Source organism: Streptomyces sp. NPDC005423, from assembly GCF_040606415.1.
Taxonomy (GTDB): domain Bacteria; phylum Actinomycetota; class Actinomycetes; order Streptomycetales; family Streptomycetaceae; genus Streptomyces.
In genome coordinates this window covers 1-11,217 of sequence record NZ_JBEXET010000089.1, presented here as the reverse complement: position 1 = coordinate 11,217, position 11,217 = coordinate 1, and the positions used below count along the sequence as shown (strand labels likewise).

Sequence of the window (11,217 nt, the reverse complement as noted above, 5' to 3'; positions counted from 1 at the left end):
GAAGCCGCCCAGTTCGCCGATGTCCGCGAAGGACGGCTTCAGCCCGGCGAGCGAGTCGGCCGTGCCGCCCCTTCCACGTCTCCGCGGACTACTCCGCGCCGGTTCCGGGCCCGTCCTGCGGCGCCGGTTCCAGGTCGAACTCCCCGTCCCGCGCCCCCAGGACGAAGGCGCGCCACTCAGCTTCCGTGTACCGCAGCACGGTCTCCGGATCGAGGGACGAGCGCATGGCCACGGCACCGTCGGGCAGGTAGGCGATCTCGACCCGCTCCTCGTGCTCCTCCGTGCCCGGCGCGCTCTGCCACTCGACACCGGAGATGTCGAGGGCGTAGAGCTCGTCCCGCTCCCGTTCCTTGCGCGCCTTGGTCTCCGCTTCCGTCTCCGCCATGGCGAAGCGACCCCTTCCCGCCGTACCGACGTACCCACGTAGATGGATCACCCTAGTGGCCGCACCCGCGCATCCCGGGGCCGTTCGAGGAGCTGGGCCGGCGCATCCGCCCAGGCTGGTACGCTGTGTAGCGGACGTTTGTGTACGCACCCCCGGAGCCGTTCGCTCTGGAGGCCGCGCCCAGCGGATCCCCGCCTCCCGAGTAACGGAAGCTTCCCTGAGATGTGGACCAGGGGCACTCGGTGGCTCACCAGAAGACTACGAGGAGTACGCGTGTCGCTCGACGCCGCTACGAAGAAGCAGATCATCGGCGAGTTCGGCCAGAAGGAGGGCGACACCGGCTCCCCCGAGGTCCAGGTCGCCATGCTCTCCCGCCGGATCTCGGACCTGACCGAGCACCTCAAGGCCCACAAGCACGACCACCACTCCCGTCGTGGTCTGCTGATCCTGGTCGGTCAGCGTCGCCGTCTGCTGCAGTACCTGGCCAAGAAGGACATCCAGCGCTTCCGTGCGCTGGTCGACCGCCTGGGCATCCGCCGCGGTGCGGCCGGCGCCAAGTAGGACACCGTGAAGGGAGCGGTTCCCGAAACGATCGGGAGTCGCTCCCTTTGCCGTACGTGCGGAAACATGCGGACTGTCACTCACGCTTTGTAGTGTGGTAGCACAACGCGGTACGCACGACACAGCACGACAACTCAGGAGAGGCGCACCGCGCCGCCGCCGGTCCTCGGTAGTGGCCCCCGGGCGAAGAGACCCCGGGTGCTTCGATCGAAGACCGGCCAGCACCAGACGGAGCGCTTCTCCGACGCGTCCCCCGCCACACGGGCGAGGAGGGGCGAAAGACGACAAGTAACGGAGAAAACACTAGTGGAGAACGAGACCCACTACGCCGAGGCCGTCATTGACAACGGTACTTTCGGCACCCGCACCATCCGCTTCGAGACGGGCCGCCTGGCCAAGCAGGCCGCCGGCTCCGCCGTCGCGTACCTGGACGACGACACCATGGTGCTGTCGGCCACCACTGCCTCCAAGAAGCCCAAGGACCAGCTCGACTTCTTCCCCCTCACGGTGGACGTCGAGGAGCGGATGTACGCCGCCGGCAAGATCCCCGGCAGCTTCTTCCGCCGCGAGGGCCGGCCCTCCGAGGACGCGATCCTCACCTGCCGCCTGATCGACCGCCCGCTGCGCCCGTCCTTCAAGAAGGGCCTGCGCAACGAGATCCAGGTCGTCGCCACGATCATGGCCCTCAACCCCGACCACCTGTACGACGTCGTGGCGATCAACGCCGCCTCCGCGTCCACGCAGCTGGCCGGTCTGCCCTTCTCCGGCCCGGTCGGCGGCGTCCGCGTCGCGCTGATCAACGGCCAGTGGGTCGCGTTCCCGACGCACACCGAGCTCGAGGACGCCGTCTTCGACATGGTCGTCGCGGGCCGTGTCCTGGAGGACGGCGACGTCGCGATCATGATGGTCGAGGCCGAGGCCACCGAGAAGACCATCGAGCTGGTCAAGGGCGGCGCCGAGGCCCCGACCGAAGAGGTCGTCGCCGCCGGTCTGGACGCCGCGAAGCCCTTCATCAGGGTCCTCTGCAAGGCCCAGGCCGACCTCGCCGCGAAGGCCGCGAAGCCGACCGGTGAGTTCCCGATCTTCCTGGACTACCAGGACGACATCCTGGAGGCGCTCAGCGCCGCCGTCCGCCCCGAGCTGGCCCAGGCGCTCACCATCGCCGGCAAGCAGGAGCGCGAGGCCGAGCTTGACCGCGTCAAGGGTCTCGCCGCCGAGAAGCTCCTCCCGGAGTTCGAGGGCCGCGAGAAGGAGATCTCCGCCGCGTACCGCTCGCTGACCAAGTCCCTGGTCCGTGAGCGTGTCATCAAGGAGAAGAAGCGCATCGACGGCCGTGGCGTGACGGACATCCGTACGCTCGCCGCCGAGGTCGAGGCCATCCCGCGCGTGCACGGTTCCGCGCTGTTCGAGCGTGGCGAGACCCAGATCCTGGGCGTCACCACCCTCAACATGCTCCGCATGGAGCAGCAGCTGGACACCCTCTCCCCGGTGACCCGCAAGCGCTACATGCACAACTACAACTTCCCGCCGTACTCCGTCGGCGAGACCGGCCGCGTCGGCTCCCCGAAGCGTCGCGAGATCGGCCACGGCGCGCTCGCCGAGCGTGCCCTGGTGCCGGTGCTCCCGACCCGCGAGGAGTTCCCCTACGCGATCCGTCAGGTGTCCGAGGCCCTCGGCTCCAACGGCTCGACGTCCATGGGCTCGGTCTGCGCCTCCACCATGTCGCTGCTGAACGCCGGTGTGCCGCTGAAGGCCCCGGTCGCCGGTATCGCCATGGGTCTGATCTCGCAGGAGATCAACGGCGAGACGCACTACGTCGCCCTCACCGACATCCTCGGTGCGGAGGACGCCTTCGGCGACATGGACTTCAAGGTCGCCGGCACCAAGGAGTTCGTCACCGCCCTCCAGCTCGACACCAAGCTGGACGGCATCCCCGCCTCCGTCCTGGCCGCCGCCCTCAAGCAGGCCCGTGACGCCCGCCTCCACATCCTCGACGTGATGATGGAAGCGATCGACACGCCGGACGAGATGTCCCCGAACGCCCCGCGGATCATCACCGTCAAGATCCCCGTGGACAAGATCGGCGAGGTCATCGGCCCCAAGGGCAAGATGATCAACCAGATCCAGGAGGACACCGGCGCCGAGATCACGATCGAGGACGACGGCACCATCTACATCGGTGCCCAGGTCGGCTCGCAGGCCGAGGCCGCCCGCGCCACGATCAACGGCATCGCCAACCCGACCATGCCGGAGGTCGGCGAGCGCTACCTGGGTACGGTCGTCAAGACCACCACCTTCGGCGCGTTCGTGTCGCTGCTGCCGGGCAAGGACGGTCTGCTGCACATCTCGCAGATCCGCAAGCTCGCCGGCGGCAAGCGCGTGGAGAACGTCGAGGACGTGGTCGGCGTGGGCCAGAAGGTCCAGGTCGAGATCGCCGAGATCGACTCCCGCGGCAAGCTCTCCCTCATCCCCGTCATCGAGGGCGAAGAGAGCGGCAACGCATCTGACAGCGACGCGAAGGACGACGGCGACCAGTGACGTCCCGTGGCTCCGAGGCGACGGCCCGCACCTCTTTTGAGGCGCGGGCCGTCGCCCGTACCCAAACCCTCATCAAGGGCACGAACGGCATCGGCACGGTCCGCAAGACCACCCTCCCGGGCGGCCTGCGCATCGTCACCGAGACCCTGCCGTCGGTCCGCTCCGCGACCTTCGGCATCTGGGCGCACGTCGGCTCCCGCGACGAGACGCCGTCCCTGAACGGCGCCACGCACTACCTGGAGCACCTCCTCTTCAAGGGCACCTCCGAGCGCAGCGCGCTGGACATCTCCTCCGCGATCGACGCGGTCGGCGGCGAGATGAACGCGTTCACGGCGAAGGAGTACACGTGCTATTACGCGCGCGTGCTCGACACCGACCTGCCGCTCGCCATCGACGTCGTCTGCGACATGCTGACCGGCTCCCTGATCCGAGAGGAGGACGTCAACGTCGAGCGCGGCGCCATCCTCGAAGAGATCGCCATGACCGAGGACGACCCGGGCGACTGCGTACACGACCTGTTCGCGCACACCATGCTCGGCGACACCCCCCTCGGCCGCCCGGTCCTCGGCACCGTCGACACGGTCAACGCCCTCACCGCCGACCGCATCCGCCGCTTCTACAAGAAGCACTACGACCCCACCCACCTCGTGGTCGCCGCGGCCGGCAACATCGACCACGACAAGGTCGTACGACAGGTCCGTGCCGCCTTCGAGAAGGCCGGCGCCTTCCGCACCCCCGACGCGGCGCCCATCGCCCCGCGCGAGGGCCGCCGCGCCATCCGCGCCTCGGGACGCGTCGAGCTGATCGAGCGCAAGACCGAGCAGGCGCACGTCGTCCTCGGCATGCCGGGCCTGGCCCGCACCGACGAGCGCCGCTGGGCCGTCGGCGTCCTCAACACCGCCCTCGGCGGCGGCATGTCCTCCCGCCTCTTCCAGGAGGTCCGGGAGAAGCGCGGCCTGGCCTACAGCGTGTACTCGTACACGTCCGGCTTCGCCGACTGCGGGCTCTTCGGCGTCTACGCGGGCTGCCGTCCGAGCCAGGTGCACGACGTGCTGAAGATCTGCCGCGACGAACTCGACCAGGTCGCCGAGCACGGTCTCTCCGACGACGAGATCCGCCGCGCCGTCGGCCAGCTCCGGGGCTCCACCGTCCTGGGCCTGGAGGACACGGGCGCGCTGATGAACCGTATCGGCAAGAGCGAACTCTGCTGGGGCGAGCAGATGTCCGTCGACGACATGCTGACCCGGATCGCGTCGGTCACCCCCGACGAAGTCCGCTCCGTGGCCCGCGAACTCCTGGGCCAGCGGCCCTCGTTGTCGGTCATCGGCCCGCTCAAGGACAAGCAGGCGGCCCGGCTGCACGAAGCGGTCGCCTGAGACACCTCCCCGCGAACACGTCCTCGGTACCCGTCCCCGGTAAGGAAGCAAGAACGATGAGCAAGCTGCGTGTGGCGGTCCTCGGTGCCCGGGGCCGCATCGGTTCGGAGGCGGTACGCGCCGTCGAGGCCGCCGAGGACATGGAACTGGTCGCGGCCCTGGGCCGGGGCGACGACCTGGAGACGCTCACCCGGACCGGCGCCCAGGTGGTGGTCGAACTGACCACACCGGACTCGGTGATGGACAACCTCGACCACTGCGTACGCCACGGGATCCACGCCGTCGTCGGCACCACCGGCTGGACCGACGAACGCCTGGCCCGCCTCACCGGCCTGCTGGAGGCCTCCCCGGGGACGGGTGTCCTCATCGCGCCCAACTTCTCCATCGGCGCCGTACTCACCATGAAGTTCGCGCAGCTCGCCGCGCCCTACTTCGAGTCGGTCGAGGTCATCGAGCTGCACCACCCCAACAAGGTGGACGCGCCGAGCGGCACCGCCACGCGCACCGCGCAGCTCATCGCCGAGGCCCGCGCCAAGGCGGGCTCGGCCCCGGCACCGGACGCCACGGCCACCGCCCTGGAGGGGGCGCGCGGCGCGAACGTCGACGGCGTCCCGGTGCACTCGGTCCGGCTGCGCGGCCTGCTGGCCCACCAGGAGGTGCTGCTGGGCGGCGAGGGCGAGACGCTGACCGTGCGGCACGACTCGCTGCACCACAGCAGCTTCATGCCGGGCATCCTGCTCGGCGCCCGCCGTGTGGTGACGACCCCGGGCCTCACCTTCGGCCTGGAGCACTTCCTGGACCTGGGCTGAGGCTGACATGCGCGCCAAGCTCTCCTACGCCGTCACGGCCGCCGTCCTGGTCTTCTACTTCGTCCTGGTCGGCAGCCGCGGCGTCATGCTCATCGAGTCCGGCACCGTCATCACGGTCACCTTCGGGATCGCGGTCCTGATCCTGCCGGTGATCGGCCTCTGGTTCCTCTGGAAGAACACCCAGTTCGTCCGTGCCGCCAACCGGCTCGCCGCCGAACTGGACGCCGAAGGCGGCCTGCCCGTCGACGAGTTGAGGCGCACGCCCGCCGGGCGTATCGACCGCGACTCGGCCGACGAGGTCTTCGGCCGCCGCAAGGCCGAGACGGAGGCGGCCCCCGACGACTGGCGCAGCTGGTTCCGTCTCGCCGTCGCCTACCACGACGCCCGCGACACCCCGCGCGCCCGCAAGGCTATGCAGCGGGCGATCGCCCTGCACGACGGCAGACCCGTCCGCGTCTGAGCGGCCAAGGACGGTACGCCGAAGGGGCCGGCCCGCGAAATGCGCGGGCCGGCCCCTTCGGCGTACGGCGGGGAGGGTCGCCGGGGCTCAGTGCCGCCGGTACTCGTCCGACCACACCTCGACGCTGTCCGCGGCCCGGTCGAAGGCTCCGGCACGCGCCAGGAAGTCGGCGTTGTGCGTCGTGAGCAGCGGCGACCCGCTGTCGTTCGAACGGTTCCTGCGGACCAGGGTCAGCGCCTGTCCCTGCACCGTGCGCGGCAGGCCGAGCCAGCGCACCGGCTGCTGGACCGTCCGCAGGGCGACGACCTGTTCCCAGCGCACCGTCCGGGTACGGAAGAAGCTCACGTGGCGCAGTCCGTGGGCGCTCACCCACACACCGACGCGCAGTAGCCGCAGGGCGCTGACTATGACGAGCGCGGCGATGCCGAGCACCACTCCGGCCTCGGACCGGGAGCCGGTCAGGGCGATGGCGACCGCCGCGAACAGCACGTAGCTGGCGAGCAGCAGGACGAGCGCCGCGACTCCCACGCGCCACGGCCCGATCCGGTAGGGGCGCCGCCAGCGGTCGCGGTCGTCGAACGGCAGCGGGAGGTCGTCCGCCGTGTCGAACGCGCGGTCGGCCGTCAGGAAGGGCAGGGGCACGGCTGGTCCTCACTCAATCCATGCATGGGCTGTGCCCGGTGAGGCTATCCGCCTGTGTTCCTGCTCACCACCCTCGGGGGTCCGGAAGGGTCAGTGCCCCTGGGACGCCTGTGACTGCTGGGTCTGCGTGGTGGCCTGGCTCTGGGACAGCGCCGGCGTCCCGAGGACCAGGGCTCCCACGAGTCCGGCTGCGAGGGTGAGGCCCAGCAGCCAGCGCCCGGCCATCTGGCTCAGGGACGCCCGTTCGCGGGGCGGGGCGGTGACATTGCTGCGGAACCGGTCGGTCTCGGCGATGAAGGCGAACGGGACGGGCTCGCTCCGGCGGAACATCGGTGGAACTTCTCCCATCAGGGGTCGAACGGACGGCTCTCGTTCATACAGACGAGCGATCACGTCGAAAGGTGCCCGGTTTCGACGAGTTCATTCGGGCACGCCAGTGATCGTCCGGTTTGGCGGGCCGTAGAGTGGCGTCGCCAAGACCCGAGCTGGGACCCGAGCTGGGAAGGACCCGCCTTACCGTGACCCCCAACCCCGACGACGATTTCAAGATCGACCTGCGCGGTGATGTCACCGTCGAACTGGTCAAACACAGTGCGTCGGACTCCGATGTGCTGTTCGCGGCGCGTGTGTCGACCGTCGGGGAGCAGTCCCTGGACGAGCTGACCAAGGACCCGGAGCGCTCGAAGGGGTTGATCAACTACCTGATGCGGGACCGGCACGGCAGCCCGTTCGAACACAACTCGATGACCTTCCTCATCACCGCCCCGATCTTCGTCTTCCGCGAGTTCATGCGGCACCGGGTGGGCTGGTCGTACAACGAGGAGTCGGGCCGGTACCGGGAGCTGCAACCCGTCTTCTACGTGCCGGACACCTCCCGCAAGCTCGTCCAGCAGGGCCGCCCCGGGAAGTACGTCTTCGTGGAGGGCACCGAAGCCCAGCAGGAACTGGTCGCCCGCACCATGGAGGGCTCCTACCGCCAGGCCTACAGCGCGTACCAGGAGATGCTCGCCGCCGGCGTCGCCCGCGAGGTCGCCCGCGCGGTGCTCCCGGTAGGCCTGTTCTCCTCCATGTACGCCACCTGCAACGCCCGCTCGCTGATGCACTTCCTCGGCCTGCGCACCCAGCACGAGCTGGCGAAGGTCCCGTCGTTCCCGCAGCGGGAGATCGAGATGGTCGGCGAGAAGATGGAGGCGAGGTGGGCCGGGCTGATGCCGCTCACCCATGCCGCCTTCAACGCCAACGGCCGGGTGGCGCCGTAGCGTGACGCTCTTCGCGGATCAGGCACACATGTACGGATCGGCCGCGTGAAGTGTCCGTATTGCGGCATTTGGTGAAGTTCATCTAGCCTGATCAAACGGACCCGGCACTGCTTGAACCCCCGAGCGGGCAGTGCCGGGTTCCACCTTTGTCCTGACTTGTCGCCCGCCCCGAGGGCAGACCCCGCTGTGAGCAGCGAGTAGCGTGTTCCCCATGGCTCCGACCTCCACTCCGCAGACCCCCTTCGGGCGGGTCCTCACCGCCATGGTCACGCCCTTCACGGCGGACGGCGCGCTCGACCTCGACGGCGCGCAGCGGCTCGCAACCCACCTGGTGGACGCAGGCAACGACGGCCTGATCCTCAACGGCACCACCGGAGAGTCCCCCACCACCAGCGACACGGAGAAAACGGATCTCGTACGAGCCGTACTGGAGGCCGTCGGCGACCGCGCCCACGTCATCGCCGGCGTCGGCACCAACGACACCCGCCACAGCGTCGAACTCGCCCGTACGGCGGAACGCACCGGCGCACACGGCCTGCTCGTCGTCACGCCGTACTACAACAAGCCCCCGCAGGAGGGCCTCCACCGGCACTTCACGGCCGTCGCCGACGCCACCGGACTGCCGGTCATGCTCTACGACATCCCCGGCCGCAGCGGCGTCCCGATCGGCACCGAAACGCTGGTCCGGCTCGCCGAGCACCCGCGGATCGTCGCCAACAAGGACGCCAAGGGCGACCTCGGCCGCGCCGGCTGGGCCATCGCCCGCTCCGGCCTCGCCTGGTACTCCGGCGACGACATGCTGAACCTGCCGCTGCTCTCCGTGGGCGCCGTGGGCTTCGTCTCCGTCGTCGGCCACGTCGTCACCCCGGAGCTGTGCGCGCTGGTCGAGGCGTACACCTCGGGTGACGTGCAGAAGGCCACCGAGATCCACCAGAAGCTGCTTCCGGTCTACACCGGCATGTTCCGCACCCAGGGCGTCATGACCACCAAGGCCGCGCTCGCCCTCCAGGGTCTGCCCGCCGGACCGCTGCGCGCGCCGATGGTCGAGCTCTCACCCGAGGAGATCGACCGGCTCAAGATCGATCTTGCCGCCGGTGGGGTACAGCTCTGACACCAGACTTCACAACTGAAAACGCGGGACTTCGGTGCCCGCATCCCACTCAGACAACAGCAGTTGCACGAACGTCATGCGCGCCACGTGCCCACAGGTACGTGGCGCGCATGGGTAGGAGAGTCTTTTGAGTCATCCGCATCCTGAACTCGCCCCGCCGCCGAAGCTCCCCGAAGGCGGCCTGCGGGTCACCCCACTGGGCGGCCTCGGGGAGATCGGCCGCAACATGACGGTCTTCGAATACGGCGGCCGTCTGCTGATCGTCGACTGCGGCGTGCTCTTCCCCGAGGAGGAGCAGCCCGGCATCGACCTCATCCTGCCGGACTTCACGTCCATCAGGGACCGCCTCGACGACATCGACGGCATCGTGCTCACGCACGGCCACGAGGACCACATCGGTGGAGTTCCGTTCCTCCTTCGGGAGAAGGCGGACATCCCGCTGATCGGCTCCAAGCTGACCCTCGCGCTCATCGAGGCGAAGCTCCAGGAACATCGCATCCGCCCGTACACCCTCGAAGTCACCGAAGGGCACCGCGAGCGCATCGGACCCTTCGACTGCGAGTTCGTCGCGGTCAACCACTCCATCCCGGACGCCCTGGCGGTCGCCATCCGCACACCGGCGGGCATGGTGGTCCACACCGGTGACTTCAAGATGGACCAGCTTCCGCTGGACGGCCGCCTCACGGACCTGCACGCGTTCGCGCGGCTCAGCGAGGAGGGCATCGACCTGCTCCTCGCCGACTCGACCAACGCCGAGGTACCGGGCTTCGTCCCGCCCGAGCGTGACATCTCCAACGTCCTGCGGCAGGTCTTCACGAGCGCCCGGAAGCGCATCATCGTGGCGAGCTTCGCCAGCCACGTCCACCGCATCCAGCAGATCCTGGACGCGGCGCACGAGCACGGCCGCCGGGTCGCCTTCGTCGGCCGCTCGATGGTCCGCAACATGGGCATCGCACGGGACCTCGGTTATCTGAAGGTCCCGCCGGGTCTGGTCGTCGACGTCAAGACCCTCGACGACCTCCCCGACAGCCAGGTCGTGCTGGTCTGCACGGGCTCGCAGGGCGAACCGATGGCGGCCCTGTCGCGGATGGCCAACCGCGACCACCAGATCCGCATCGTCCCGGGCGACACGGTGATCCTCGCGTCGTCGCTCATCCCGGGCAACGAGAACGCGGTCTACCGCGTGATCAACGGCCTCACCCGCTGGGGCGCCGGCGTCGTCCACAAGGGCAACGCCAAGGTGCACGTCTCCGGACACGCCTCGGCCGGCGAGCTGCTGTACTTCTACAACATCTGCCGGCCCAAGAACCTGATGCCGGTGCACGGCGAATGGCGCCATCTGCGGGCCAACGCCGAGCTGGGCGCCATGACCGGCGTCCCGCACGACCGGATCGTCATCGCCGAGGACGGCGTGGTCGTCGACCTGATCGAGGGCAAGGCGAGGATCTCCGGCAAGGTCCAGGCGGGGTACGTGTACGTCGACGGCCTCTCGGTCGGCGACGTCGGCGAGCCCGCGCTGAAGGACCGCAGAATCCTGGGCGACGAGGGCATCATCTCGGTCTTCCTGGTGGTGGACTCGTCCACCGGCAAGATCACCGGCGGTCCGCACATCCAGGCGCGCGGCTCGGGCATCGACGACTCCGCCTTCGCGGACGTCGTCCCGAGGATCACCGAAGTCCTGGAGCGTTCGGCCCAGGACGGCGTCGTGGAGCCGCACCAGCTGCAGCAGCTGATCCGCCGCACGCTGGGCAAGTGGGTCTCCGACCACTACCGGCGCAGGCCGATGATCCTCCCGGTCGTGGTGGAGGTCTGACAGCCGCACGACCCCTGGCACGCGTGAACCTGGAGCGGGGCACCTCGATTTGCATCGGGGCGCCCCGCTCCAGTAGGTTTACGGCTCCGCCCGAGGGGGAAGCCGGACACGCTCTGTGTCAGGTGCCACTCCCGGAGGACGGGAAATCCGACTCAGCGCTTCTGCTAAAGTCGGAACCGCCGGAAAGGGAAACGCGGAAGCGGAAACCTGGAAAGCGCCGAGGAAATCGGATCGGGAAACGGTCTGATAGAGTCGGAAACGTA

At 69.1% G+C, this 11,217-nt stretch carries 11 protein-coding genes; 8 read left to right on the top strand and 3 right to left on the bottom strand.

Annotated features, from left to right (window positions below; translation table 11 throughout):
• Window positions 1–88: 88 nt before the first annotated feature.
• The gene (locus tag ABZT12_RS38825; protein WP_356394460.1) at window positions 89–385 is read right to left on the bottom strand and encodes a DUF397 domain-containing protein; all 297 of its coding nucleotides are present in this window, start codon (window positions 383–385) and stop codon (window positions 89–91) included.
• A 273-nt stretch (window positions 386–658) separates the two neighbouring features.
• On the opposite strand from ABZT12_RS38825, the gene rpsO reads away from it, so the two are divergent.
• From rpsO to ABZT12_RS38800, 5 genes are all read left to right on the top strand, one after another.
• Window positions 659–946, top strand: coding sequence for a 30S ribosomal protein S15 (gene rpsO, locus ABZT12_RS38820; protein WP_356394457.1), 288 nt, complete (start codon window positions 659–661; stop codon window positions 944–946).
• A gap of 306 nt (window positions 947–1,252) precedes the next feature.
• The gene (locus ABZT12_RS38815; protein WP_356394454.1) at window positions 1,253–3,484 is read left to right on the top strand and encodes a polyribonucleotide nucleotidyltransferase; all 2,232 of its coding nucleotides are present in this window, start codon (window positions 1,253–1,255) and stop codon (window positions 3,482–3,484) included.
• Entirely contained in the window at window positions 3,481–4,860 is a 1,380-nt protein-coding gene (locus ABZT12_RS38810) for a pitrilysin family protein (RefSeq protein ID WP_356394451.1), read from the top strand. Before ABZT12_RS38815 ends, ABZT12_RS38810 begins: the two co-directional genes overlap by 4 nt.
• 56 nt (window positions 4,861–4,916) lie before the next feature.
• Complete coding sequence (dapB, locus tag ABZT12_RS38805) at window positions 4,917–5,669, top strand: 4-hydroxy-tetrahydrodipicolinate reductase (protein ID WP_356394448.1); 753 nt, start codon at window positions 4,917–4,919, stop codon at window positions 5,667–5,669.
• Window positions 5,670–5,676: 7 nt separating this feature from the next.
• Window positions 5,677–6,129, top strand: a complete 453-nt coding sequence (locus ABZT12_RS38800) for a hypothetical protein (protein WP_356394445.1) — start codon at window positions 5,677–5,679, stop codon at window positions 6,127–6,129.
• Between the two features lie 87 nt (window positions 6,130–6,216).
• Here the strand turns inward: ABZT12_RS38800 and ABZT12_RS38795 are convergent, their stop codons facing one another.
• Both ABZT12_RS38795 and ABZT12_RS38790 read right to left on the bottom strand, forming a co-directional pair.
• The gene (locus ABZT12_RS38795; RefSeq protein WP_356394442.1) at window positions 6,217–6,771 is read right to left on the bottom strand and encodes a PH domain-containing protein; all 555 of its coding nucleotides are present in this window, start codon (window positions 6,769–6,771) and stop codon (window positions 6,217–6,219) included.
• A 90-nt stretch (window positions 6,772–6,861) separates the two neighbouring features.
• Window positions 6,862–7,101 (bottom strand): hypothetical protein, encoded by a 240-nt coding sequence (locus ABZT12_RS38790; RefSeq protein ID WP_356394440.1) that lies wholly within the window; start codon window positions 7,099–7,101, stop codon window positions 6,862–6,864.
• A 188-nt stretch (window positions 7,102–7,289) separates the two neighbouring features.
• On the opposite strand from ABZT12_RS38790, the gene thyX reads away from it, so the two are divergent.
• The 3 genes from thyX to ABZT12_RS38775 all read left to right on the top strand — a co-directional run bounded on the left by thyX (window position 7,290) and on the right by ABZT12_RS38775 (window position 10,954).
• Window positions 7,290–8,030 (top strand): FAD-dependent thymidylate synthase, encoded by a 741-nt coding sequence (gene thyX, locus ABZT12_RS38785; RefSeq protein ID WP_356394437.1) that lies wholly within the window; start codon window positions 7,290–7,292, stop codon window positions 8,028–8,030.
• 211 nt (window positions 8,031–8,241) lie between these two features.
• On the top strand, window positions 8,242–9,141 hold the full coding sequence (gene dapA / locus ABZT12_RS38780; RefSeq protein ID WP_356394434.1) for a 4-hydroxy-tetrahydrodipicolinate synthase: 900 nt from the start codon (window positions 8,242–8,244) through the stop codon (window positions 9,139–9,141).
• A 127-nt stretch (window positions 9,142–9,268) separates the two neighbouring features.
• Window positions 9,269–10,954 carry a ribonuclease J gene (locus ABZT12_RS38775; RefSeq protein WP_356394431.1) on the top strand — a complete coding sequence of 562 codons (1,686 nt, stop codon included), beginning with the start codon at window positions 9,269–9,271 and terminating at the stop codon, window positions 10,952–10,954.
• The last annotated feature ends 263 nt before the right edge of the window (window positions 10,955–11,217 follow it).

What these genes read in the sequence shown, in the direction of transcription:
- ABZT12_RS38825 (WP_356394460.1), bottom strand. Translation starts at nt 385, where the DNA reads ATGGCGGAGACGGAAGCGGAGACCAAGGCGCGCAAGGAACGGGAGCGG.
- dapB (WP_356394448.1), top strand. Translation starts at nt 4,917, where the DNA reads ATGAGCAAGCTGCGTGTGGCGGTCCTCGGTGCCCGGGGCCGCATCGGT.
- ABZT12_RS38800 (WP_356394445.1), top strand. Translation starts at nt 5,677, where the DNA reads ATGCGCGCCAAGCTCTCCTACGCCGTCACGGCCGCCGTCCTGGTCTTC.
- ABZT12_RS38790 (WP_356394440.1), bottom strand. Translation starts at nt 7,101, where the DNA reads ATGTTCCGCCGGAGCGAGCCCGTCCCGTTCGCCTTCATCGCCGAGACC.
- dapA (WP_356394434.1), top strand. Translation starts at nt 8,242, where the DNA reads ATGGCTCCGACCTCCACTCCGCAGACCCCCTTCGGGCGGGTCCTCACC.